This window comes from Dyella kyungheensis, assembly GCF_049913195.1.
Classification (GTDB): Bacteria; Pseudomonadota; Gammaproteobacteria; order Xanthomonadales; family Rhodanobacteraceae; genus Dyella; species Dyella kyungheensis.
In genome coordinates this window covers 339,600-365,078 of sequence record NZ_CP183983.1, presented here as the reverse complement: position 1 = coordinate 365,078, position 25,479 = coordinate 339,600, and the positions used below count along the sequence as shown (strand labels likewise).

19 protein-coding genes are annotated in these 25,479 nt (G+C 64.7%); 9 read left to right on the top strand and 10 right to left on the bottom strand.

All coding sequences use genetic code 11. The features are described 5' to 3' along the window. Genes ACN9MB_RS01455 through ACN9MB_RS01445 form a run of 3 tightly spaced genes read left to right on the top strand, consistent with a single transcriptional unit; the run spans window position 1 to window position 5,925 of the window. Window positions 1–1,344 (top strand): acetyl ornithine aminotransferase family protein, encoded by a 1,344-nt coding sequence (locus tag ACN9MB_RS01455; RefSeq protein ID WP_426270523.1) that lies wholly within the window; start codon window positions 1–3, stop codon window positions 1,342–1,344. 4 nt (window positions 1,345–1,348) lie between these two features. After that, window positions 1,349–3,892 (top strand): CehA/McbA family metallohydrolase, encoded by a 2,544-nt coding sequence (locus ACN9MB_RS01450; RefSeq protein WP_426270522.1) that lies wholly within the window; start codon window positions 1,349–1,351, stop codon window positions 3,890–3,892. Next, window positions 3,889–5,925 (top strand): prolyl oligopeptidase family serine peptidase, encoded by a 2,037-nt coding sequence (locus ACN9MB_RS01445; RefSeq protein ID WP_426270521.1) that lies wholly within the window; start codon window positions 3,889–3,891, stop codon window positions 5,923–5,925. Before ACN9MB_RS01450 ends, ACN9MB_RS01445 begins: the two co-directional genes overlap by 4 nt. 11 nt (window positions 5,926–5,936) lie before the next feature. On the opposite strand, the gene ACN9MB_RS01440 is transcribed toward ACN9MB_RS01445, so the two are convergent. Beyond that, window positions 5,937–7,094, bottom strand: coding sequence for a P1 family peptidase (locus ACN9MB_RS01440; RefSeq protein WP_426270520.1), 1,158 nt, complete (start codon window positions 7,092–7,094; stop codon window positions 5,937–5,939). A gap of 58 nt (window positions 7,095–7,152) precedes the next feature. On the opposite strand from ACN9MB_RS01440, the gene ACN9MB_RS01435 reads away from it, so the two are divergent. The 4 genes from ACN9MB_RS01435 to ACN9MB_RS01420 are packed head-to-tail and all read left to right on the top strand — an operon-like array spanning window position 7,153 to window position 12,959. Beyond that, on the top strand, window positions 7,153–8,223 hold the full coding sequence (locus ACN9MB_RS01435) for an aromatic ring-hydroxylating oxygenase subunit alpha (protein ID WP_426270519.1): 1,071 nt from the start codon (window positions 7,153–7,155) through the stop codon (window positions 8,221–8,223). Next, entirely contained in the window at window positions 8,220–9,521 is a 1,302-nt protein-coding gene (locus ACN9MB_RS01430) for an amidohydrolase family protein (RefSeq protein ID WP_426270518.1), read from the top strand. Before ACN9MB_RS01435 ends, ACN9MB_RS01430 begins: the two co-directional genes overlap by 4 nt. Before the next feature lie 19 nt (window positions 9,522–9,540). Continuing rightward, entirely contained in the window at window positions 9,541–10,866 is a 1,326-nt protein-coding gene (locus ACN9MB_RS01425) for an amino acid permease (RefSeq protein WP_426270517.1), read from the top strand. 5 nt (window positions 10,867–10,871) lie between these two features. Beyond that, window positions 10,872–12,959 (top strand): FAD-dependent oxidoreductase, encoded by a 2,088-nt coding sequence (locus tag ACN9MB_RS01420; protein ID WP_426270516.1) that lies wholly within the window; start codon window positions 10,872–10,874, stop codon window positions 12,957–12,959. A gap of 2 nt (window positions 12,960–12,961) precedes the next feature. Here the strand turns inward: ACN9MB_RS01420 and ACN9MB_RS01415 are convergent, their stop codons facing one another. The 4 genes from ACN9MB_RS01415 to ACN9MB_RS01400 are packed head-to-tail and all read right to left on the bottom strand — an operon-like array spanning window position 12,962 to window position 17,550. Next, entirely contained in the window at window positions 12,962–14,164 is a 1,203-nt protein-coding gene (locus ACN9MB_RS01415; protein WP_204637460.1) for a threonine synthase, read from the bottom strand. A 44-nt stretch (window positions 14,165–14,208) separates the two neighbouring features. Continuing rightward, window positions 14,209–15,504: a dicarboxylate/amino acid:cation symporter gene (locus ACN9MB_RS01410; RefSeq protein ID WP_426271870.1), complete on the bottom strand. Its 1,296-nt coding sequence runs from the start codon at window positions 15,502–15,504 to the stop codon at window positions 14,209–14,211. A 2-nt stretch (window positions 15,505–15,506) separates the two neighbouring features. After that, the gene (locus ACN9MB_RS01405; protein WP_426270515.1) at window positions 15,507–17,099 is read right to left on the bottom strand and encodes a hypothetical protein; all 1,593 of its coding nucleotides are present in this window, start codon (window positions 17,097–17,099) and stop codon (window positions 15,507–15,509) included. 1 nt (window position 17,100) lies between these two features. Then, window positions 17,101–17,550 (bottom strand): DUF3574 domain-containing protein, encoded by a 450-nt coding sequence (locus ACN9MB_RS01400; RefSeq protein WP_204637457.1) that lies wholly within the window; start codon window positions 17,548–17,550, stop codon window positions 17,101–17,103. Window positions 17,551–17,892: 342 nt separating this feature from the next. On the opposite strand from ACN9MB_RS01400, the gene ACN9MB_RS01395 reads away from it, so the two are divergent. Continuing rightward, window positions 17,893–20,349 (top strand): TonB-dependent receptor plug domain-containing protein, encoded by a 2,457-nt coding sequence (locus ACN9MB_RS01395; RefSeq protein ID WP_426270514.1) that lies wholly within the window; start codon window positions 17,893–17,895, stop codon window positions 20,347–20,349. Between the two features lie 461 nt (window positions 20,350–20,810). Here ACN9MB_RS01395 and ACN9MB_RS01390 read toward each other — a convergent pair whose 3' ends face one another. The 4 genes from ACN9MB_RS01390 to ACN9MB_RS01375 all read right to left on the bottom strand — a co-directional run bounded on the left by ACN9MB_RS01390 (window position 20,811) and on the right by ACN9MB_RS01375 (window position 24,212). Beyond that, complete coding sequence (locus ACN9MB_RS01390) at window positions 20,811–21,665, bottom strand: sigma-70 family RNA polymerase sigma factor (RefSeq protein ID WP_426270513.1); 855 nt, start codon at window positions 21,663–21,665, stop codon at window positions 20,811–20,813. Continuing rightward, complete coding sequence (locus ACN9MB_RS01385) at window positions 21,665–22,138, bottom strand: carboxymuconolactone decarboxylase family protein (protein ID WP_426270512.1); 474 nt, start codon at window positions 22,136–22,138, stop codon at window positions 21,665–21,667. Before ACN9MB_RS01385 ends, ACN9MB_RS01390 begins: the two co-directional genes overlap by 1 nt. Before the next feature lie 87 nt (window positions 22,139–22,225). Further along, window positions 22,226–23,647 (bottom strand): apolipoprotein N-acyltransferase, encoded by a 1,422-nt coding sequence (locus ACN9MB_RS01380; RefSeq protein WP_426270511.1) that lies wholly within the window; start codon window positions 23,645–23,647, stop codon window positions 22,226–22,228. Continuing rightward, the gene (locus ACN9MB_RS01375) at window positions 23,631–24,212 is read right to left on the bottom strand and encodes a TetR/AcrR family transcriptional regulator (RefSeq protein WP_426270510.1); all 582 of its coding nucleotides are present in this window, start codon (window positions 24,210–24,212) and stop codon (window positions 23,631–23,633) included. The genes ACN9MB_RS01380 and ACN9MB_RS01375 overlap by 17 nt, the downstream gene beginning before the upstream one ends. A 188-nt stretch (window positions 24,213–24,400) precedes the next feature. Between ACN9MB_RS01375 and ACN9MB_RS01370 the strand changes: the two genes are divergently transcribed. After that, window positions 24,401–24,874 (top strand): GNAT family N-acetyltransferase, encoded by a 474-nt coding sequence (locus ACN9MB_RS01370; protein WP_426270509.1) that lies wholly within the window; start codon window positions 24,401–24,403, stop codon window positions 24,872–24,874. Between the two features lie 48 nt (window positions 24,875–24,922). On the opposite strand, the gene ACN9MB_RS01365 is transcribed toward ACN9MB_RS01370, so the two are convergent. Further along, window positions 24,923–25,387, bottom strand: coding sequence for an Lrp/AsnC family transcriptional regulator (locus ACN9MB_RS01365; protein ID WP_426270508.1), 465 nt, complete (start codon window positions 25,385–25,387; stop codon window positions 24,923–24,925). Window positions 25,388–25,479 lie beyond the last annotated feature (92 nt).

Sequence of the window (25,479 nt, the reverse complement as noted above, 5' to 3'; positions counted from 1 at the left end):
ATGACCGTGCCCAATCCGGCCCATATCAAGACCGCCCTGCCCGGCCCGAAGGCCACCGCGATGATCGCCCGCGATGCCGAGGTGATCTCGCCCTCGTATCCACGCGATTACCCGTTCGCGATGTCGCACGGCCGTGGCACCGAAGTGTGGGACGTCGATGGCAACCGCTTCCTCGATTTCGCCGCGGGTATCGCGGTATGCGCCACCGGCCATTCGCATCCTCGGGTGGTGGGTGCGGTGAAGGCGGCAGCGGATCAGTTCCTGCATATTTCCAGCGACTACTGGCATGCGCAGATGCTCGGCCTGGGTGAGCGCCTGGCGCGCGTCGCGCCGATGCAGACGCTGGGCGGCGAAGCGGCGATGAGTTTTCTTTGCCAGTCCGGCACCGAAGCGGTGGAAGGCGCACTGAAGCTCGCACGCTACGTGACCCGGCGGCCGCGCTATATCGGTTTTCTTGGTGGCTTCCACGGTCGCACCATGGGCTCGCTTTCGTTCACGTCGAGCAAGTACACGCAGCAGCTGGGCTTTGCGCCGACCATGCCGGGCGTGACCCACGTGCCCTACCCGAACCCGTATCGTCCCCTGTTCGCCGGCGCCGACCAGGGCAAGGCCGTGCTCGATTACATCCGCATGCTGTTCGAGCGCAGCGTGCCCGCTTCCGAGGTCGCGGCATTCTTGGTCGAACCCATCCAGGGCGAAGGCGGTTATATCGTGCCGCCAGAGGGTTTTCTTGCCGGCTTGCGCGCGCTCTGCGACGAGCACGGCATCTTGCTGATCTTCGACGAGGTGCAGTCGGGCGTGGGCCGCACCGGCAAGATGTTCGCGTGCGAACACACCGGCGTGGTGCCGGACATCATGACGCTGGCCAAGGGCCTGGGCTCGGGCCTGCCGATCGGTGCGGTGGTGGCGAAGAAATCGCTGATGTCGCAGTGGAAGTGCGGCGCACATGGCAACACCTATGGCGGCAATCCGCTCGCCTGCGCGGCGGCCAACGCCACGCTCGATCTCGTTTCGGAAGGTCTTGCCGACAATGCCGCAGCCACCGGCGCGCATTTCATGGCGCGCCTGCATGAGCTGACACGCGACTATCCCTGCATCGGCGAGCTGCGCGGCAAGGGCTTGATGATCGGCATGGAACTGGTGGAAGCCGATGCCGAGCGTACGCCGGCCCGCGCCTTGTGCGATGCCGTGGTCACCCGCGCGTTCCACAACGGCTTGCTGCTGCTCTCCTGCGGTACCAGTACGGTGCGTTTCATGCCGCCGCTCAGCGTCAGCACCGGCGAGATCGACGAGGCCATGGTCCTGCTGCGCGCCAGTCTCGATCAGGCACTGGCAGGACGCTGAGGCGATGCGGCGCCGGCTGGTCCTCGCCTTGGCCCTGCTCGCTTGCGCCGGCTCGGCTCAGGCGGCGCGCGAGAGTGTGCTCAAGCAGATCGACCTGCCGCACGACTATTACTGGCGCGAGCTCTACCTGCCGCAACTCACCACGGGGCCGGACTTCGCCAGCTTCACGCCCGAAGGTGACACGCTGATCTACAGCATGGGCGGCTCGCTGTGGCAGCAGCGTATCGATGGCGATACCGCGACGGAACTGACCCACGCTTCACGCGCCTACGATAATCAGCCGGATGTCGCACGCGATGGCCATAGCGTGGTGTTCACGCGCTATGACGGCAACGCCATCGAGTTGTGGCGGCTCGATCTGACGACGGGGCGCGAGCAAGCGCTTACTTCGGGTCGCGCGGTGAACGTCGAGCCGCGTTTATCCCCTGACGGGCCACAGATCGCGTGGGTATCGACGCAGGGTACAGGCCACTTCAACCTGTTCATTGCCGACATCGATGCATCGGGCCTGCACCATGCACGACCTTTGCTCGGCGAGCGCAAGACGGTGCTGGACCGTTACTACTATTCGGCGTTCGATCACGCCATCAATCCTTCGTGGTCGCCGGACGGCAAGACGATCTTTTACGTCAGCAATCCGGAGATCGCCTGGGGCACGGGCGACCTGTGGTCGGTGCCGGTCGACGATCCAGCCAAGCGCATCAAATTGCTCAGCGAAGAAACGAGTTGGAACGCGCGGCCCGAGCTCAATCCGGACGGCAAGCGCCTGCTCTACACCAGCTATCACGGTCGGCAGTGGCAACAACTATGGCTGACCACCGCCAGGGGCGCCGCGCCGCTGCCGCTGACCTTCGGCGATTTCGACCGCCGCAACGCGCGCTGGTCGTCCGATGGCAAACGCATCGTCTACATCGACAACCAGGCAGGCAACACCGTCCTTCGCGTCCTCACCGCACTGGGTGGCGCCACGGCAACGGTCACGCCCGTCCATCGCCAGTACAAGACACCACACGCTCGCCTGGTGCTCGACATCGTCGACGAACACGGCGAACGCACGCCGGCACGCGTCGCCGTGCTCGGTCGTGATGACCGCGCCTATGCACCGGACGATGCCTGGATGCATGGCGAAGACGGCTTTGACCGAACCCTGCAACCCACGGAAACCCATTACTTCCACTGTGCACCGCCATGCGCATTGGACGTGCCCGTCGGTGCCGTGAACATCTGGGTGCAACATGGTTTTGCTTATGCCCCCTGGCGCAAGACGGTGAATGTCGCGTCCGGCCGCGACGTGGCAGTGCGCGCCACTCTCGTCCCGCAACCGCTGCCTGCGGCGTTCGGCAACTGGATCAGCGCCGACCTGCATATCCACATGAACTACGGTGGTCACTACCGCAATACGCCGGCCAACCTTGCGCGACAGGCACGCGCCGAGGATCTCGATATCGCCTACGACCTGGTGGTCAACAAGGAAGAACGCATTCCCGATATCGCTTCGTTTCGCACCGACGCCGACCCGGCCAGTCTTCCGCACAGCCTGGTGCTGCACGGCCAGGAATTTCACACCAGCTTCTGGGGCCACCTGGGTCTGCTCAACCTCGGCGATCATTTCATCACGCCGGATTTTTCCGCCTATCGGCATACGGCGATGGCGAGTCCGTATCCGCACAACGGCGTGATCGCGGATCTTGCGCACGCACAGGGCGGCCTGGTCGGCTACGTGCATCCGTTCGACACCCTGCCCGATCCCGCGCACGATGCCGTGCTGAGCAACGAGCTGCCGGCGGACGTGATCAACGGCAAGGTGGATTACATCGAGGTGATCGGCTTCTCCGACCACAAGGCGACGGCCCAGGTCTGGTATCGCCTGCTCAACCTTGGTTTCCACCTGCCTACCGGCTCGGGCACCGACGCGATGGCCAACTACGCCTCGCTGCGTGGACCGGTCGGCCTCAACCGCGTGTTTCTCGATACCGCCGGCAAACGGGATGCAGCCGCCGCCATGGCCGCGTTGAAGGCCGGTCGCGGATTCGCCAGCAACGGACCGCTGCTGGGCCTGTTGCTCGACGATGCCAAGCCCGGCGATGCCGTTGCCCCAGGCAAGCATCACTACCGCGTGGCGCTGCGCTCGCCCGTAGCGGTGCAGCACCTGGAACTCGTGCACAACGGCAAGGTGATGAAGACCTTCGCGCTCGGCGGAGATCGCCATACGTTCGACGGCGAAGGCGATATCGACCTCGACGGCGGCTGGCTGCTGTTGCGCGCCTGGAACGAAGGCGGCGATCCGCAGGTGCTGGATATCTATCCCTACGCCACCACCAACCCGGTCTGGCTCGGCGACCATGTGCGTGCGCCCAGTGCGCGCAGCGATGCCGCCTGGTTCGCCGACTGGCTGACACGAACCATCGAAGCGGCGTCCGCACGCGACGACTACAACACCGCCGAGGAGAAGCGCTTGACGCTCGATTACCTCAACCAGGCACGCGAGGCGTACCGTGCCCTCGCCGCCGACCCGACGTCCACCGACTCGACACGAGGCACCCGATGAAGCCAATCCTGTGCCCAGCCCTGCTGCTGGTGGCGTTGTACTGCAGCCCCAACGCGGCCCACGCCGACGACACGCGCTTCAACCCCGCCGACATCAACCGCGTGGCCGATATCGGCGAACCGGTGTTGTCACCCGACGGCAGCTCTGTCGTCTATACCGTGAGCACGGCCAACCTGGAGCGCGACGAGCCGCAGTCGGACCTGTGGCGAGTGCGTTACGACGGCAGCGGCCGCGTGCAGCTCACGCATACGCCGGACAGCAGCGAGAGTCACCCGCAGTGGTCCGGCGACGGCAAGTTCATCGCCTTCCTTGCAGACCGCAAGCTCGATGGCGAAGCGAGCGACGACGACACCAAGACCCAGGTCTGGGTGATGCCCGCCGATGGTGGCGAAGCGCGCCGCGTCACCAATCTGCCAAGCGGCGTCGAAGACTTCGTGCTCTCGCCCGATGGCAAGCAGCTCGCGGCGATCGCGTTCGATCCCGAGTATCCGGTGGGCACCAAGAAACCGAAGCATCCGCTGCCTATCGTCACCGACCGTTTCCAGTTCAAGGACGACGACACCGGCTGGCTGGGCAACCGGCACAAGCATCTGTACCTCGTGGACATCGGCAGTGGCGCCGCTACCCAGATCACCTCGGGCAAGCACGACGAACAGCTGCCGGCCTGGTCGCCCGACGGCAAGCTGATTGCCTATGTCACCAAGCGCGGCGCCGATCCCGACCGTCACCTCAACTACGACATCTACGTGATTGCCCCGCGTGCCGGCGCCAAGGAACGGCAGCTCACCACGTTCCCCGGTTCCGACCTCGATCCGTATTGGGGAACACGCCCGGCATGGAGTCCGGACAGCACGCGTATCGCCTATCTGCAAAGCGGCGAGGACAAGTGGATCTATTACGCGCCGTGGCAGCTGGCGATCATCGACGTCGCTACCGGCAAGGCCACGCTGCCGGCACCGATCGATCGCTGCTTCACCAAGCCCCGCTGGGCACCCGATGGACGCAGCATCTACGTCTTGATCGAGCAGGCCGAGGTCACTCACCTGTCGCGCGTCGAGTTGCCAAGCGGCAAGATCACCGAACTGACCCACGGTGACCGCTTCGACAGCGACCTGGATGTGTCACCCAACGGCCACCTGATCGTGCTCGGCGGCGATAACACGCATCCTCCCCGCCTCTCCGCCGTCGAACCGAACCAGTTGCGCCTGCTGGACGATCAGAACGCGTGGCTGGCTGGCAAGAAGCTGGCAACCACCGAAACGCTGCATCTGCAAAGCGCCGACGGCACCCCGCTGGATGCGCTGCTGACCAAGCCGGTGGGCTACGTGCCCGGTCGTCGCTACCCGACCATCGTGCGCGTGCACGGTGGCCCGGTGTACCAGTTCAGCCATGAGTTCATGCCGGACTGGCAGGTCTACGCGGCACGGGGTTATGTGGTGCTCGCCGTGAATCCGCGCGGCAGCTCGGGCCGGGGTTTCGATTTTTCCAAGGCCATCTATGCCGACTGGGGCAACAAGGACTCGCAGGACGTACTCGCCGGTGTCGATCGCATAGTGGCATTAGGCGTCGCCGATCCCGCCCGCCTTGGCATCGGCGGCTGGAGTTATGGCGCCATCCTCACCGACGAAATCATCGCCCGCGATACCCGCTTCAAGGCCGCCATCGCCGGCGCAGGCTCCGGCAACATGTATGGCATGTATGGCGACGACGAGTACGCACGCGAGTACGAACTCGAGCTCGGCACGCCCTGGGCCAACCGCGATGCCTACGACCGCGCCAGTTACCCGTTCCTGCATGCCGACCGGATCAAGACGCCGACGATGTTCCAGTGCGGCGAACGCGACTTCAACGTGCCCTGCATTGGCGCCGAGCAGATGTACCAGGCGCTGCGCTCACTCGGCGTTCCCACCGAACTGGTGATGTATCCCGGCCAGCATCACGGCCTGACCGTGCCGAGCTATCTGCGCGACCGGATGGAACGCAACCTGGCCTGGTACGACCGCTATCTGAAAACCGGCGGTGCAACTCCGTGAGCACGCCCGGCTCAATGCGGTGGTTCGTAACGCCCGAAGCGCTTGAGCAGCGCGATCAGCTCTGCATGCGAAATGGCCTTGGCGTAGTGCCCGCCATCGCCCTGCATGTCGCGCGCGGCGATCATCGCATTGACGATGCTTTCCTCGGCCGCCTGCGCCGTAGCCTCGAACAACGGGTCCACATGGTCGTTGCCGATGAAGCTTGCCTGCTGCAGCGGCGTGTCGTGCAAGGCCTGGGCATTGGCGGTGGAGAACGCAACAAAGATGTCGCCCGAACCGTTGCCGGCATAGCTGCCCATCCGTGCCAGCCCCATGCCGGCCCGCTTGGCGATGCGCTTGAGCTGCTGCGGAAGCAGCGGGGCATCGGTGGCCATCACGATGATGATCGAGCCGGTGTCGGCCGCAGCAGGGTTGGATGCGCTGCGCACGCGGTCGTCGCGAAGATACTTGCCCACCGGCACGCCCGCGACGCGCAGGCTGTCGCGCAAACCGTAGTTGGCCTGCACCAGCACGCCCACGGTGTAATCACGCTCGCCGATATGCACGCGCCGCGAGGCGGTGCCGATGCCGCACTTGAATTCATGGCAGATCATGCCGGTGCCGCCACCGACATTGCCCTCGGCCACCGGTCCGCTCTTCGCATCGCGAAGCGCCTGCGCCGCGTGCTCGGGACGGACGTGGAAACCGTTGATGTCGTTGAGATCGCCATCCCAGGTTTCGGCCACCACCGGCAACGACCACCAGTAGCCCGAGGCATCCGCGCCACCCGCGCGCACGCGCTCGGCGATCACCGCATCGCGCACCACACCCACGCTGTGCGTATTGGTCAGCATCACCGGACCTTCCAGTTCGCCGGACTCTTCCAGCCACGCCGTGCCGGTCATCTCACCGTTGCCGTTGAGCGCGAACGATGCACCGAAGGTGGGAATGTCGAAGCTGTCGTGGCCACGGGGAAGAATCGCGGTGACGCCCGTGCGCACCTTGTGTCCGTTCGGAAGGTCTTCGATCAGGGTCACTTGGCCCACGGTCACGCCGGCCACGTCGGTGATCGCATTGAGCGGACCGGGCGTGCCATCGAAGGGAATACCAAGATTCCTGGCGCGAGGTTCGGCGGCCGAGGCGACGCCGCACAGGACACACAGAGCAAACGCAAGACGACAGCGGGGCATGGAGACTCCAGAGTTCGACCGTTTGTTGGATCAGTCTATCCCGGGAAACCCGCCACGCATGCACGCTGACACGAACATCACCGACCTCACGCTCGCCCGCGCGCTCGACCCGAAGTACTACTTCGGCGAGCCGATGCTCACGATGGAAAAGCGTGCGGTATTCGCACGCAGCTGGCAGCTGGTGGCGCATCAGGAACAGCTGGCCGGACCGGGCGATCATGTGGTCGAACACATCGGCGGCGTGCCCGTCCTTGTCGTGCGCGGCCAGGACCGGGTGTTGCGCGCCTTCCCCAACGTCTGCCGGCACCGTGCCGGACCGCTGGCCTTGTGCAACGGCAAGGGCGCGCGCTCACTGCACTGCAAATACCACGGCTGGACCTACACGCTCGAAGGCCAGCTGCGCAGCGCACCCGAGATGCAGGATGCCTGCGACTTCAAGGTGGAAGACATCCGCCTGCCGCCACTGCGCGTGCATGAGTGGCAAGGACTGGTGTTCGTGGCGCTGGACGAACGCGTGCCTGCATTCGATGAGGTCTACGCCGGCATCGCCGAACGCATCGCGCCCATCGACCTGTCCGCGATGCGCTATCTGCGACGGGACAGCTACGACATCGACTGCAACTGGAAGGTCTACATCGACAACTTCCTGGAGGGCTATCACCTTCCCCATGTGCATCCGGGCTTGTCCAGAGTGCTGGACTATCGCGCCTACGACACCGAGTTGTTCCCGTGGCACTCGCTGCAATCGTCGCCCCTGCGCAATAGCGCCGAGATCTACGGCGACGGCCAGGCGTTCTACTACTTCATCTATCCCAACGTGATGTTGAACATCATGCCGGGCCGCCTGCAGACCAACCGCATCCTGCCGCTGGGACCGGGCCGCTGCCGCGTGGAATTCGACTATTACTACGCGCAGGACGAGGCGGCGCAGAAGCGCATCGACGCCGACCAGTCCTTCAGCGACGAAGTGCAGCAGGAAGACATCGATATCTGCGAGGCCGTGCAGAAAGGCCTCGCCTCCGGTTACTACGAACCCGGCCGCCTGTGTCCCAAGCGCGAAGGCGGCGTCTGGCATTTCCACAACCTGTTGCGCACGGCCTATGCCCAAGGCGCTGGAGAACCTGCATGACGATGAAGTTGTCCAGCCTGTTGTGCGCCATCGCGATGGCCTGTGCCCTTCCCACTGCCGATGCAGAAAGCGTGCAGCGCACCGTCGTGCACGCCGGTCATCTGCTCGACGTGGACAGCGGCAAGCTGCTGAGCGACCAGGCGGTCACCATCGTCGAAGGCCGCGTGGTGTCCGTGCAGCCGTGGACGGCCAGCAGCGGCAACGGCGCCAGGGTTTTGAACTGGACCGCCTATACCGTAGTGCCTGGCCTGATGGACATGCACACCCATCTAGCCGACGAGATGGAAACCGCCGACTACGGTGCCCCGCTGAAGAGCAACCCGGCGCGCGACGCCTTCATCGGCGCCAAGAACGCGCACGACACGCTACGCGCCGGCTTCACCACCGTGCGCGACGTGGGCGTATTCCGTGGCTTTGCCGACATCGCGCTGCGTGAAGCCATCAACGCCGGCTACGTACCCGGCCCGCGCATGTTCGTCGCCGGTGCCTACATCACCATCCCCGGCGGCGGCGGCGAGATCACCGGGCTGCCGCCGGGCACGGTGGTACCACCGGAGTTCCGCGTCGGCGTATCCAAGGGCGTGGAGGACGTACGCAAGCATGTCGACTTCCTGCTCGACCATGGCGTCGACCACATCAAGGTGATTGCCACCGGCGCCGTGCTGGCCGACAACACCGAGCCGGGCATGTCGGAGTACACCGAAGAAGAGATCCACGTTGCCGTGGTGGAAGCGGCCAAGCGCGGCAAGTTCGTGGCCGCGCACGCGCATGGCGCCGAAGGCATCAAGCGGGCTACCCGCGCCGGTGTGCGTTCCATCGAACACGGCTCGCTGATCGACGACGAGGGCATCGCGCTGATGGTGCAGCACGGCACGTGGCTGGTGGCGGATATCTACAACGGCGACTACATCGACAGCGTGGGCCGCCGCGAGGGCTGGTCCGAGCAGACCCTGCGCAAGAACATCGAAACCACCGACGCCCAGCGCGAGGGTTTCCGCAAAGCAGTAAAAGCGGGTGTGCATATCGCTTTTGGCACGGACGCGGGCGTTTATCCGCACGGTGACAACGCCCGCCAATTCGCGTACATGGTGAAGTATGGAATGACACCACTGCAGGCGATCCGCTCGGCCACCATCGATGCGGCGCGCCTGATGGGCAAGGAGAAGGAACTCGGCTCGATTGCGCCCGGCAAGGCCGCCGACCTGGTTGCCGTCGCGTGCAACCCGCTGCAGGACGTCGAATGCCTGCGCAAGGTACAAGGCGTGATCAAAGCCGGTGAGACGGTTTCCCTTGACTAACCCAACGAGTGCAGACGACGTGAGCGAAGGCAAGAAGATCGGCTTCTGGACCTGCACCGCCCTGGTGGTCGGCAACGTGATCGGCATGGGCATCTTCATCCTGCCCTCGTCGCTCGCTCCTTACGGTTTCAATGCATTGATCGGCTGGCTGGTCACACTGGTCGGTTGCCTGATACTGGCCCGCGTGTTCGCCCATCTCTCCAAGGCGTTGCCGGGAGCCGACGGACCGTACGAGTACATTCGCTGTACGCTCGGCGACCTGCCTGCCTACATGGCGCTGTGGGCGTACTGGGTCTCGCTGTGGCTGACCAATGCGGCGCTTGCGACGGGCGTGGTCGGTTACATCACGGTGGTGATGCCGCAACTGGCGGTGATCCAGCCGGTGCTGTTCGCGCTGTGCCTGTTGTGGCTGTTCGTGATCGTCAACCTGTTCGGCGTGCGCTCGGGAGGCGCCGTCCAGATCGTGACCTCGGTGCTGAAGCTGTTGCCCATGGTCGCCATCGCGCTGCTCGGTGGATGGATCTTGCTCACCTCGCCTGCAAGCTATGTGGCCCACCCGCCGACCACACCGATCACCTTCAGCGGCATCCTGGCGGCCTCGACCATCGCCCTGTACGCGATGCTTGGCATCGAGTCGGCCAGCGTGCCGGCCGGACGCGTGAACAACCCGGGGCGCACGATTCCGCGCGCCACCATGGTAGGCGCCATTCTTGTCGCAGCCGTCTACATCGTGGTCTCGGCGGTACCGCTGCTGTTGATCGAGCAGAAGGAGCTGGCCAGTGCCGATGCGCCATTCGCCTTGCTGATGGATCGCTTCGCGGCGGCCGGCTCCGGTCGATGGCTTGCATTGTTCGTCGTGGTGAGCGGGCTTGGCGCACTCAATGGCTGGACCTTGCTGATGGGCGAGCTCACCCGCACCATGGCCAACAACGGCTCGCTGCCGGCCGTGTTCGCGCGGCAGAATCGTCGTGGTGCACCCGCCATCGCGCTGATCGTCACCGGTCTGCTCGCTTCGGTGATGACCTGGATGAGCTACAGCCAGTCGCTGGTAGCGGCATTCACCTTCCTCACCCGCGTGGTCACTGCGGCCAACCTTCCGCTTTATCTCAGCTGCTCGCTATCGCTGGCTGTGTTGTGGCGTCGCAACGCTACCTTCGGCATGGGTCGCAAGGTGTTGCTGGTCGCCATGGGTGGTGCCGTGTACGCGGTGTTCGCCTTTGTGGGCAGCGGTCGTGAGCCGTTCCTGCTTGCCATGGGCCTGATCGCCGTGGGCCTACCCCTCTACGCCATCATGCGGCTGCGTCGCAGATCGGCGCATAGCGCAACCGTACCGGCCAAGAGTTGAGTTCGATGAGAGATCCGCGTTACGACATCCTGTTTACGCCGGTAAAGATCGGTCCCGTCACCGCCAAGAACCGCTTCTTCCAGGTACCGCATTGCAACGGCATGGGTCACGCGATGCCGCTTGCGCACGCTGCGATGCGCGAGATCAAGGCCGAGGGCGGCTGGGCGGTGGTGTCCACCGAGGAATGCGAGATCCATCCCAGCAGCGATCTCACGCCTTATGTGGAAGCGCGCCTGTGGGACGACCACGATATTCCCGCGCTCGCGCTGATGTGCGACAAGGTGCATGCACATGGTGCACTCGCCGCGCTCGAGCTTTCGCACAACGGTCCGACGGCATCCAATCTTTATTCGCGCGAAGTGCTGCTGGGTCCATCGCATCAGGTGTCGAAGTACGGCTATCCGTCGCAAGCGCGCGCGATGACCCTGCACGATATCCGCGAATACCGCCGCTGGCATCGCGAGGCCGCCTTGCGCGGCAAGCGCGCGGGCATGGACATCATCTATGTCTACGCCGCGCACGATTTGTCGCTGCCGATGCACTTCCTGCAGCGCCGCCGCAACCAGCGCAGCGACGAGTACGGCGGCTCGCTGGAAAACCGCGTGCGCCTGCTGCGCGAAGTGCTGCAGGACACCCGCGATGCCGTGGGCGATACCTGCGCCGTTGCGCTGCGTTTCGCCACCGAGGAATTGCTGGGACCGGGCGGCGTCGAACTGGCCGAAGCACAGGACATCGTCGGCATGCTGGCCGAGTTGCCCGACCTGTGGGACGTCAATCTCGCGGCCTGGTACAACGACTCGGTGCCTTCGCGCTTCGCCACCGAGGGCGCGCAGGAACCGTTTATCGACTTCGTCAAGAAAACCACCACCAAGCCGGTGGTCGGCGTGGGCCGCTTCACCTCGCCCGATACGATGGTGTCGCAGATCCGGCGCGGCGTGATCGACCTGATTGGCGCGGCCCGTCCGTCCATCGCCGATCCTTATCTGCCCCGGAAGATCGAGGAAGGCCGCGTCGACGATATCCGCGAATGCATCGGCTGCAATATCTGCGTTTCCGGCGACATGACCATCTCGCCGATCCGCTGCACGCAGAATCCGAGCATGGGCGAGGAGTGGCGCAAGGGCTGGCATCCCGAGCGCATTCGTCCCGCTCCGCAGCCCACCCGCGTGCTGGTGGTCGGCGGTGGACCGGCGGGCTTGGAGGCAGCGCGTGCGCTTGGCCAGCGCGGCCACGATGTGAGCCTGGCCGAATCGCGCAAGGAACTGGGCGGCCGCGTCACCCGCGAAGCCCGCCTGCCCGGCCTGGCCGAATGGGCGCGCGTGCGCGACTGGCGCGTAGGACAGATCGGCAAGCTCAACAACGTAAGCGTCTATCTCGATTCGCCGCTCACCGCGCAGGACGTGATCGATTTCGGCGCCGAGCATGTGGTGTTGGCCACCGGTTGCCACTGGAGGCGCGATGGTTTCGGCCGCAGCAACGGCCTGGGCATTCCCGGCCTGGCGGACAACCCGCGTGTCTACACGTTTGACGACCTGATGAACGATCGCCTGCCCGAAGGCCGCGTCGCGGTATTCGACGACGATGGCTTCTACTACGCCAGCGTGGCGGCCGAGCTGCTGCGCGCACGCGGCTGCGAGGTCGCCTATGTGACGCCGGAAGACAGCATCGCGCCATGGAGCGTCAACACGCTCGACTACCGCCATATCCGCAAGCGCATGGCCAAGCTCGGCATCGAGGCCATCGTGTCGCACAACATCGCCGGCTTCGACGGTTCGACGCTGACGCTGGAAAATGAGTGGGACGAGCAGCGGACCGAACGTCCCTGCGATGCCGTTGTCACCATCACCTCGCGCCTGCCCGACGACGCGCTATACCAGCAGCTGTTGCTACGTCAGGGTGACTGGGGCGGTGCCGGCATCCGCTCCGTGCGCTGCATTGGCGATGCCGAGGCGCCCGGCCTGATCGCGCATGCGATCTACGCCGGGCACCGCTATGCACGCGAGTTGCAGGAACCGGTGACCGGCGAAGTGGCGTTCAAGCGGCACTTCCACACCGCCGATCCGGATGACCTGCGACGAGAGACGCCCGCGTGAGGTCACGTACCTTGCGTGAGCGACAAGCCGAGCGCAGGGGCGATGACATCGGTGTACTTCAAGCCTGCACCGGTGTTGAAGATGACCACGCGATCGGACTTCTTCAGGTCGCCCGAGGCGATCAGCTGCGCATAGGCGGCGGTGGCCGCGGCTCCTTCGGGCGATAGCAAGATCCCTTCGTTCGCGGCCCAATCGCGCAGCGATGCAAAGGTGTCCTCATCCGATACCGCGACAGCCTTGCCGCCGGATGCCCGGAGTATGTCCAGGATGATGTAGTCGCCGTACGCCTTGGGCACGCGCAGGCCGGAAGCCGCGGTCTTGGGGTCTTTCCACATCTGGCTGACGGCGGCGCCTTCATCGAAGGCCCGCACTACCGGCGCGCATCCCGACGATTGAATGGCGAACATGCGTGGGCGCTTGCCCGGCTTCACCCAACCCAGCTGTTCGAGTTCGTCGAACGCTTTCCACATGCCGATCAAACCGACGCCGCCACCGGTGGGATAGAACACCGCATCGGGATATTCCCAACCCAGTTGTTCGACCAATTCGTAGCCCATGGTCTTCTTGCCTTCCACGCGGAACGGTTCCTTGAGCGTGGAAATATCGAACCAGCCCTCCTCCGCTTTGCGCTCGCCGACGATGCGGGCGCAATCGGAAATCACGCCGTCGACCAACGTCACCTTGGCGCCGTAGGCCGTCGCTTCCACCATATTGGCGAGCGGCACGTCGCGCGGCATGAAGATATGCGCTTCGATATCCGACGCCGCCGCATAGGCCGCCAGCGCGCCGGCTGCGTTGCCGGCGGAGGGAATGGCCAGCTTGCGCAAGCCGTAGTGCCGCGCCATGGTCACCGCCAGCGCCAGCCCGCGCGCCTTGAACGAGCCGGTGGGATTGGCGCCCTCCTCCTTGAGGAACAACTCGCCGTGACGCTTGCTGCGCAGCATCGGTGTCCAGCCTTCGCCCAACGTCACCGGAGTGACCTCGGGCAGCACGGCGCGGTAACGCCACATGCCGCGCCAAGGTGTCGAAGCATCGCCGCCGTTCACCACGTCGGCCGGCGAGCTGCCTTGCAGAGGCGTGAGGTCGTACCGCACGTAGAGCGCGCCCGCAGGCTGCTCGGGACATTGCGTGCACAGCGTCTGCGGCACGTCGGCGGGCAGACGCGCATGGCAGCGGGAACACTCGAGATAGGCAATGGCAGGCATACGACCTCGCTAAGGATGGAAGGCGAAACGACGAACGGAATCGTTCATGGGTGCTCGTCCACGGACGGCGCGTTTAGCTGCCGCTCCCACGACGCTACCGCAGCGGCAGCCACCGAGTTGCCGACGATGTTGGTGGCCGAGCGGCCCATGTCCAGGATGTGATCGACTGCCAGCACCAGCGCCAGGCCGGCGTCCGGCAGATGAAAGTAGTGCAGCGTGACGGCCACCACCGCGATGGCGGCGCGCGGCACGCCGGCCAGCCCCTTGGTGGTGAGCATGAGCAGGCCGAACAGCGTGATCTGCTGCCCGATGCTGAGTTCCACGCCGTAGGCCTGCGCGATGAACAGAATGGCGAACGTGCAATACATCATCGCGCCATCGAGATTGAACGAGTAACCCAGCGGCAACACGAAGCTGGCGATGCGCCTCGGTATGCCGAACGCCACCAGTTGTTCGAGCAGGCGCGGATACGCTGCCTCCGACGACGAGGTGGCGAACGCCAGCAGCACCGTCTGCCGGATGCCGGCCAACAGGCGCAAGCTGCGCGGTCCGATGATCAGGCTGAGCGCGGCCAGCAGCAGCACCCACAGGATGGCCAGCGAAAGATAGAAGCCCGCGACGAAACGGGCGTACGTTCCGATGATGCCGATGCCATGCAGGCAGATCGAACTGGCCAGCGCAGCGAAGATCGCCAGCGGAGCGACTTTCATCACATAGTCCGTCATCTTGAACATGATCGCGGCGAGCGACTCGATCAGCTCGACAAAGCGTTGCGCCTTCTCCTTCAACGCAGCCGCCGCCACGCCGATGAACAACGAGAACACCACGATCTGCAGGATCTCGTTGTTCGCCATGGCCTCGACGATGGAGCGGGGAATCAGGTGGGTCATGAAATCCGCCAGCGAAAAGCCCGACGCCGCACCCGCACTTCCGGTTGTCGCCGGCAGTTGAGCAAACGCAGGCGTTCCATGCAGCGCCGCCCCCGGCTGCAACCAGTGGGCCATCAACAAGCCCACCGTGAGCGATACGCAGGAAGCCGCAAAGAACCACAGCAGCGTGCGGATGCCGATGCGCCCAATCTCCGCCGCGCCACCCATGCGCGCCACCGCCGACACCAGCGAGGCAAACACCAACGGGGCGACGATCATCTTGATGAGGCGCAGGAACGCTTCCGTGATCAGGGAGAGATCGGCAGCCACCGCAACGGATCGCTCCGCACTGAGCGTGCGGTTGCAGATCCAGCCCATGGCGACGCCGAGCAAGGTCGCCGCCACCAGGGCCAGCGTGAAGCCGTGCTTCCCGGTACTCACCGAGAACCGCGGCTTATCGCCCTGCCGCATCTTCACGCAGACGCACGCCGTTCGCGTGGCGCGGCCAGAGAAAGCAGGCTCAATACGATGGCCAGCACCGCATAGGCCCCGGCGAACTGCCACACCAGCAGACGCGATGGGTCATCCAGCGACCAGGGCAGATAGACACCGCCGCTTATCTGCACCGAATGAATGATGCCGAACAGGCTCAAGGCACCACCGATCAGAAGAATGCCCGCGGCACGCAGCGTGCGCCCATCGATCAAGGCCACCAGGAAACTCGCCCAGATCATCGATGTGATGATGAAGCCGTTGCCGAGGACCGTGATCACCGCCAGCTCGGAAATGCCGTGGCTGTGCTCGGCGAACAGCGCGCCGTAGCGATCGCTCGGCACGTAAGTGGGATCGCTCAGCTTGATCGTCACCATGCGCGCGATCGCCGGGAAGAAACTGAACACCACCGCCGCCGCGTAACGCACCGGCGTCGCTTCGAAGGCTTGAACGGTGATGCCGATCGCCACGAACACCAGGATCGGCGCCAGCACCGACAGCGGCAACAGCTCGACCAGGTTGGAGAGATAACCGAACACGCCACCCAGGCCGATCACCAGGCCCGTCAGCAGCGTGTAGCCGCTGCGCGCGCCCATCGCCTTGTACGATGGCTGGCCGATGTAAGGCGTGGTCTGCGCCACGCCGCCGCAAAAACCTGCCACCAGGGTTGCCAGGGCTTCCACCAGGAGAATATCGCGCGTGCGGTAATCGTCGCCGGCCACGCGTGCGCTTTCCGTGACATTGATGCCGCCCACCACCATCAACAGGCCGAACGGGAGAATCAACGGCAGGTAGGGCGTCGCCGCCGCCAGACCGTTGACCCATTGCAAGGTCGGCAGCGGCAAGGCGAAACGCCACTGCCAGGCCACCGGCGGGTGATAGCCCGTACCCAGCCAGCCCAGCGGGCCGAGCACGTAATACAGCAGCGCCGCGACCACAAACGCCACCAACACGCCGGGCAAGCCCCACGGCATGCGTGCGCGCGCCACCAGCGCATACAGCACCACGCCGAGGCCGGCCAGGCCCACCACCGGCACCTTGAGAATCTCCACCAACGGAAGAAAACCCATCAGCACCAGCGCAATGCCCGCAATGGAACCGAGCAGGCCCGCGCGCGGCACATGCCGCTGCACCATGCCGCCAAAGAAGGACAGCACGAACTTCAGCACACCCATGATCACCAGCGACGCCATGCCCAGCTGCCAGGTGGCGATCGCGGCGGCATGTTCATCGAGTCCACTCTGCTTGAACTGCAGGAACGCTGGGCCGAGCACCAGCAAGGCCATGCCGATACTGGTGGGCGCATCCAGGCCCAGCGGCATGGCGGTGACATCGTCGCGTCCCGTCTGCTTCGCCAGGCGGCGCGCCATCGCGGTATAGGCCAGGTTGCCCAGCAACACGCCGAAGGTCGTGCCGGGGAACATCCGCAGGAACACGATATCGGCGGGAAAACCGAAGATGCCGATCAACGCCGTCGCCAGGAAGGCCATGATCGACAGGTTGTCGACCACCAGCCCGAGAAAGCCATTGACGTCGCCCGGCGAGAGCCAACGTTGCGAACGAATGCTGCTCATCTCAGAACGACACCTCGGCAGGCTGCGTCACCCGCAGCACGGACTGGTCGCCCGTGCGCTGCTTCCACGCCGCACGGATAGCCTCCACCTTAGCGCGATTCTCGGCCGTATCCGGATAATCGATCACCAACATTTTCGATCGCAGGCGCTCCGGCGCCGTCTGCCCCTTGCCCTGCCACTGGCCATAGACGTCGACCACGCTCAGGCCATCGGGAAACCGCGGCGTCACCTCGGCATCGAGAAAGTCGCGCCAGCGCTGCTCGCTGACGCCACTGGCGGCATCGTCGAAGAGGCCGAGCCCGAAGTACAGCTTCGTATCCACCCAGGCCTGCGTTTGCGCGGGATGTGCGGGATCGCCATGCAATGTGGCGGATGCCGGAGCCACCGAGGCGACGCAACCCGAAAGCAGGGCGACTGCCAGCAGCGCTCCCGCGCAACGCAAATGATTCATGGCTATTTCCTCATACCAATTTGGACATCTATACGGATAGACCGATGGACGGTTTGTCTTCGCGAAGTATTGACAACATAACTTCTGCAATGCAACAAATAACTGCCGGCCGCCACGCGGGGCCAGCCCACTGCCAGCAATGCCCGGGGATCAGGTTTGTCGACGATGACGGAAAACATGCTTGAGAACCTGCACGCGCCGCATGGCATCGCCATGCGGCGATGTTGTCTGGCCTAGCAACCGTCAGCGCCGGCTTCCGGCGCTCGCCTCACATCATTCGTCGTCTCCCACGCCGGCTTCGCAGCTCGCGCGATGGGCCGCTGCACCCCTGAGGAATTCGTCATGCCGATCCACTCCGCCGCGCCAACGCGCGTCCGCCTGCTCACCGTTCTTATCGCAAGTGCACTGGCCGCGCCGGTGACGTACGCGCAATCGCAGTCCAGCGATACCCAAGCCAAGACCCTGGACCAGGTGGTGGTCACCGGCGTGCGCGCCAGCAATCGCACCTCGCTGGACTCGCCGGTGCCCGTGGATGTGTTGAGCGAGCAGGATCTGCGCAACGCAGGCGCAGTCAACGGCGAACTGGGCGCAGCGCTGGCCGTGCTGCTGCCTTCGTTCAACTTTCCCCGCCAATCCAACTCGGGCGGATCGGATCATGTGCGTGCGGCTCAGCTACGCGGGTTGTCGCCGGACGAAGTGCTCGTGCTGGTGAATGGCAAGCGCTTTCATACCTCGGCGCTGGTCAACACCGATACCAAGATCGGCAACGGCACCACGCCCGTGGACTTCAACGCCATCCCGATCAGCGCGATCAAGCGCGTCGAAGTGCTGCGCGATGGCGCGGGTGCGCAATACGGTTCCGATGCGATTGCCGGCGTGATCAACATCATCCTCAAGGATGCACCCAGCGGCGGCGAGATCTCGGCGGATTACGGCGCCTACCATACGAACTTCCGTCCCACCGACCGCGAGATCACCGATGGCCAGGGCGGCTATGCCGCCGCGGATTTCGGCACTACGCTGGGCGGCAGCGGGTTCCTCCATGCGGGCGTGGAGACCAGCCACCACGCGGGCACCAATCGCGCCGGCTACGACACCGTGCCCGATTTCATCGCCGATCCCACACCGGCAAATCTCGCGCTACGGGGACAGCGTAACTACGCCGCCGGCGATCCGCCCAACGAGAGTTACAACGGCTGGTTCAACGGCGAGCTGCCGTTGAACGAACACGCCAGTCTGTATGCCTTCGGCACCTATACGCAGCGCCACACCATCGGCGACAACTATTTCCGCTATCCCGACAGCGATGCGAATGTTCCTTCGATCTATCCGGATGGTTACCTTCCGCAATCCATCGGACACAACCGCGATGCCCAGACTGCTGGTGGTGTGCGCGGCACGCTGGGCGACTGGAACTACGACGGCAGCCTCAACTGGGGCAGGAACGCGTTCGACTACGACCTGCGCGATTCGTTGAATGCCTCGTTGGGCGCGCAGAGCCCCACGTATTTCCATATCGGCAGCTACGCGTTCAACCAGAGCACGGCCAATCTCGATGCCAACCGCCAGTACGACGTGGCCGGCAGGCCGCTCACCTTGGCGGTCGGCACCGAGTACCGCTATGAAACCTTCCGCACCGGCGCGGGCGATCCGGCGTCCTACGCGGTCGGCCCCATCGACGCGCCTGCCGGGGCGCAGGCCGGCGGCGGTTTGCAGCCGCAGGATGCGGCCGATCTCTCGCGCCGCGTGCAGGCCGCCTATGCCGAAGTCTCCAGCGACATCACCGACACCTTCTTTGCCGATGCCGCGGGCCGCTACGAGCACTACAGCGATTTCGGCGGCAACTGGAGCGGCAAGCTCAGCGCGCGCTGGGAGTTCGCGCCGGGCTTCGCCCTCCGTGGTGCGGCGTCCAACAACCTGCGTGCGCCATCGCTGAGCCAGATCGGCTACGAAGCCACCACCACCGGCTACGGTGCGGACGGCAAACTGGTGACGGGCCGCATCCTGTCGGTCAACAATCCGCTGGCCCGCGACCTGGGCGCCCAACCGTTGAAGCCGGAGAAATCGCGCAACTTCAGCCTCGGCATCACCGGACAACTCGGCAGCGCCTTCGACTTCTCGCTCGACGCGTACCAGATCGCCATCGACCACCGCGTGACCTTGTCCGAGACCATCGACAACGATGGACTGGAGCAATACATCCAGCAGAACTTCGGTGTGGCCGGCGTACAGAGCGTGCAGTTCTTCACCAACGCCGTGAACACGATCACCCGCGGCGCCGAACTGGTGGGCAACTATCGCACCACCGTCGCCAACGGCAACCTTTTACTCACCCTGGCCTACAGCCACAACAACACCCAGATCCGCAGTGTCGAGGCGACCCCGGCCGCATTGATCGCTGCGGGTGCCGACAACGTGCTGTTCGGCGTGGAAGCGCGCAACACCTTGACCGACGCCGCACCGCGCCAGCGCGGCAGCTTCACTGCCAAGTGGGACAACAAGCAGTGGGGCCTGCTGGGCCGCGTCACCCGCCAGGGCGCCACCACGCGCGTGTTCGATTTCGGCGACGGCTACATTCCCACGCAGACCTACGCACCACGCTTCCAGCTGGATGTCGAAGTGGAATACCGCGCCACCGATCGCCTCAGCTTCGCCCTCGGCGGCGACAACGTCACCAATCAATACCCCACCCGCTCCAACAGCGACATCAACTACGGCGGCAATTTCCCGTACGACGTGATCTCGCCGATCGGCAGCAACGGTGCCTACTGGTACGGACGGGTGCGCTATACGTTCTGAACACCGCTTGGATTCTCGCCTCCGTATCCACTCCCCCTCACCGTCATTCCGGCGCAGGCCGGAATCCAGTGGCCTCAGTGAGCGGCTAGCGCCCAGTGACCGCCCGCGTTGAGCGCCGCGCTAAGAGCTCGCCTCAGTATCCATTTCCCCTCACCGTCATTCCGGCGCAGGCCGGAATCCAGTAGCCTCAGTGGACGGCTAGCGCCCAATGACCGCCAGCGTTGAGCCCGGCGCCAAGAGCCATGGATTCTCGCCTCAGTATCCATTTGCCCCTCACCGTCATTCCGGCGCACGCCGGAATCCAATAGCCTCAGTGGGCGGCTAGCGCCCAATGACAGCCAGCATTGAGCGCCGCGCCAAGACCCAATGCATCGCCACTGGATTCCGGCCTGCGCCGGAATGACGAGTGGCAAGAATGGAGCTTTTAAACAAGCTCCGAGCGCGATGAAGCCTCACAACGATCATAGATGCTTCAACTTGTCCGGATTGCGCACCACGTAGATGCCCGCGATCTTCTCGCCGTCCGTATCCAGCGCCGTGGTCTGGTACTGGCCATCGGCTTCCAGCGTGATGAAACCCGGCAAGCCGTTGATGTAAACGGTGCGGATAAACGTCGAGCGGTTCTTCAGCACGAGGGCCGCCAGACGCTCCATGGCTGCCATCACCGCCTCGTAGCCGAGGATGGGTTCGGCCACCGCGGGACGCTTTCCGCCGCCGTCGGCATGCAGGCTCACGTCCGCCGTCAGCAGCGTGCCCAGCGTGTTCAGATCACCCTCGCGTGAGGCCCGAAAGAATGCTTCGGCAATCTGCAACGCGCGCTTCTTCTCGATCTTGAAGCGAGGCCGCGCCTCCCGCACGTGATTGCGGGCCCGGGTGGCGAGCTGGCGGCAGGCGGTGGCGTCCCGGTCCAAGGTGGTCGCAATCTCCTCGAACGGCACGCCGAATACATCGTGCAACAGGAACGCCGCTCGTTCGAGTGGCGACAGGCGTTCGAGCACCAGCATCAACGGCAGGGTGATGTCGTCGTGGTCGACGTCTTCCACCAGCGGTTCGGGAAGCCACGTACCGACATAGATCTCGCGTTGATGGCGCGCAGACTTGAGCTGGTCCAGGCACAGGCGCGTCACGGTGCAACGCAGATACGCCTCCGGCTCGCGCACCGCGGGCCGGTCCACCGCCATCCAGCGAATGAAGGCATCCTGCACGATGTCTTCGGCGTCGCCCACCGAACCGAGCATCCGGTAAGCGACGCGCATCAGCTTCGGGCGCATGGCGTTGAAATCCAGCGCGGCGTCGTTCAAGTCTGCCCGGTTCATCACGCGGCCGCCCTGCTCGCCTTGATCACGGCGGGATCCACCCACAGTCCAAAGCCGACCGCGATGCGGTTCCAGCCGTTGATGATGTTGATGGTCAGGGTGAGCTTGACCTGCTCTTCTTCCGTGAACGCGGCTTTGAGGGCGTCGTAGGCGGCGGCATGGTCCTGGCCATCGGACAGGCGCGTCATGGCCTCGGTCCAGCCCAGCGCGGCGCGTTCCCGCTCGGAATAGCAAGGCGCCTCGCGCCACGCAGGCAACAAGGCGATGCGCTGCCCTGTCTCGCCGTTCTCGGTGGCTTCGACGTAGTGCAGGTTGATGCAGTTGGCGCAGCCGTTGATCTGCGAGGCGCGCAGCTTCACCAGCTCGCACAGGCTGGGCTCGAAGCTGGCAGCCTCGGAGAGCGACATCATGGCCCGCTGCCACTCCTGCATCAGCGTGGGTGCGGCCGCAAACAGGTTGATCTTGTCAGTCATTACGGAACTCCTTGGGGATGGTCCATAGACATGACGAACCGCCGCGCCCGGGCGTGACATGCGCCCATGGCCAAGGGCCTTGTCCGCTCAGCGACGGGCGCGACGAGGCAGCACCGCCATCGCCAGACAGGCCGCCAACCCCGCCAGCACCAGATACACGAACCAATCGCCCCAGCGCCCATACAACGTGGAGGTGTCGTGCAATGGCAGGTCGCCCACCAGCTCCGCATCGCGATGCTCGCTAGAGGCTTCCGCCACGACCCGGCCACGATCGTCGCTCAAGGTGAGGCGTCCGCCACGTGCCGCTCGCGCAATGGCGAACCCGCTCTCCACGCCACGCATGATGGCCATGCGGCTGTGCAACCAGCCATCGACATTGAAATCCGATGCGGGAACCAGCAGCAATTGCGTATGACGCGACGCATAGGCGTGCCCGGTGTCATGGAAGTCCATGTCCTTGCAGATGGCCAGGCCAGTGCGCGGGCTGCCGTCGAGCATGGTGTAGGTGTCGCCGGGCGTGTAGTGCTCGAGTCCCAGCAACAGGTGATGCTTGTTATAGGTGGCCGGCGATTGGGCACCGGGCTGGATCACCGAGAGCATGTTGCGCTCGGGCTGCGCGGCGTTCTTGAAATCGATACCGGAAGCCACGATCAATCCGCGTTGCCCCGCCAGTTGTTTGAATGTGGGAATAGTCGGGTCTTGCGCACCGAACGAGGTCTCGGGAATCAACACGATCTTCGCGCCGGCATCGGCAAGGCGACCCATAGCGTCCGCGTAGCGCGACTGCAACGCCTGGCCTTCGGCACTGTCGGCAGAACGCATTGGACCCAGCAGCGAGGCCAGACCGATTCGCAGCGAGGAGGTGGCCGGTTCCTGCAAGCGCCAGCCGCCATAGACGACGGTAGCGACGACCGCCAGCGCCGCCAGCGCACCTGCGATTACGCGACCGCGACGCGGTGCGGGCGACCACGTCTGCGCAGCGATGGCAGCGGGCACCAGCAGCACCAGGAAACCGATGCCCCACAGGCCCGTCACCGCCGCGATCTGGATGACAGGCAGCGCGTCAGACTGGGTATAACCGATATTGAAGAACGTGGAGTGCGGCGACAGCAGGCTGATGACGTACTCGCAGGCGACCCACAGCGCCGGCACCGACAACACCGCCGCAACCGCACGCCCACGCAGCAGCAGGTGCCGATACAGCAGCACGCACAGCGCCAGCATCACGCCGCCGACCAAGATGAAGCCAATGACAGGCAGCGTCGGCAAGCCGACCGCCGCGTGCAAATAACTCCATACATTCAAACCGCCGGCGGCATAGGCCGCGAACCCAACCAGCGCCGCCCATCGCGCACCCACGCGCGGCGCGAGCCACAGCACCGGCAGCGGCGCCAGCCAGGCCAACCACCATTGCGGCTCTACTCCGCTGGCAAACCACCAGGCCAAAGCAGCCAACGCAGTGGCTGCGACTCCCACCGGCCATCCGACAGTGTCAGGCTTTGAGGCCATGGATCAACTTCTCCAGTGATTGTTGATAGAAGGCGCGAAACTGCTTTTCGTCGTAACTGAAACGTCCCGCGCGATAGAGCGCGATCAAGCCATGCTGCTGCGCCCAGATCGCCATGGCCACGTCGTGCGGATCGTCGTGTTTCAACGCACCACCCGCCATCGCATCGTTCACCGCATCGACCACCACGTTGAACGTCGGCGAAAGGCCGGCACGGAAATCCTCCGGATAGCGCCGTGCATCGTCGCGACGCACCGAAAAGGCGTGGTCGAACAGATGCGGATGCGCCAGCGCGTAATCCAGATAGGGCTCGGCGATCGCGATCAGCCGCTTGATCAGGTCGCGGCTGCGCGAGCGCGCCTTCCATTCATGCGCGACTGCGTTGAAGCTGTCGTCCGAGAGCCGCTTCAGCAGCGCATCGCGATTGGGAAAGTGGCGATAGATCGCCATCGGGGTGATCCCCACGGCATCGGCCACGCGGCGCATCGTCACGGCCTCGGCGCCCTCGCCATCGAACAGCCGATGGGCGGCACGGAGGATCTTCTCGGCGGTAGTCAGACGGGTCATGTATACAGTGTATACAAACGATTCCGCCGACCACAACGGGACTTCCGGGCTAGCCGTCGCCAACTGTGGGAGCGCACTTGTGCGCGACCGCGGCCCACCGGCACGCACCAGTCGCACACAAGTGCGCTCCCACCATGGGCTCCGAAAATAGGCTAGCGTGCCAACTCCATCGAAACGACCGCCGAACCATGAAGATCAGACACGCCGACCAAGCAGAGATCGATGCACTTGCCCAGCTCTGGTACGACGGATGGCAGGACGCCCACGCACCTCTGTTGCCGGCAGAACTCACCCGGCTGCGCACGCGCGAGAGCTTCGCCCAGCGGCTCCAGGCGGCGCTTGGGCGCGTTCGCGTGGCCGGACCGGCGGAAGAACCCGCGGGCTTTTCCATCATCAAGCGCGACGAGCTCTATCAGCTGTATGTCTCGGCCCAGCAGCGCGGTGCCGGCGTCGCGACAGCGCTCCTGGCCGATGCCGAGGCCGCGCTTGCAGTCGATGGAACGAAGATCGCGTGGCTCACCTGCGCGATAGGCAACGGGCGCGCCGCGAGCTTCTATGAAAAGCATGGGTGGCAGCGCGCAGGCGTCGTGACCAGCCTGGTGGAAACTTCGGAGGGACCGTTCCCGCTGGAGGTCTGGCGCTACGAGAAGCGCCTGGCATGATGCCGGCGTCGGGAAACGTGCGCCAGACGCCCCGTTGATCGGCCAGAGTCACAGCGGCAGCGCATACGTCTGCTTCACCACCTGACTCGGCATATCCGTCTTCACGTTCTGGATGCCATTCGCACGGGTGAGATGGGTGGACTGAAAATGCCGGTACGCATCCAGGTCCGCCACCGCCACGCGCAACAGCGCATCGCTTTCGCCGAGCATGATGTAGCACTCCATCACTTGCGGCAGCAGCTTCATCGCGCCGATGAAGTGCTCGATCGTCTCCGCGTCCTGCGCGGTGAGCCAGACGCGCGTAAACAGCGTCAGGCCCGCGCCGACCATCGACGGGTTGAGGATTGTGACGTAGCGATCGATGACGCCGGCCTCTTCCAGCAGGCGAACTCGGCGCAAGCACGGCGACGCCGATAGACCCACCGTGCGCGCGAGGTCAGTGTTCTGCAGTCGGCCATCCTCCTGCAGGGCACGCAGGATCCGCTTGTCGATCGCATCGAGCTTGATTGGCATATCAGTCTACTTTGAGTCGATTCATTGGCATCTTATGCCAAGAATGGAAGATCTACTGGAATATTCGCAGCCAAATAGCGCCTGCGTCGACG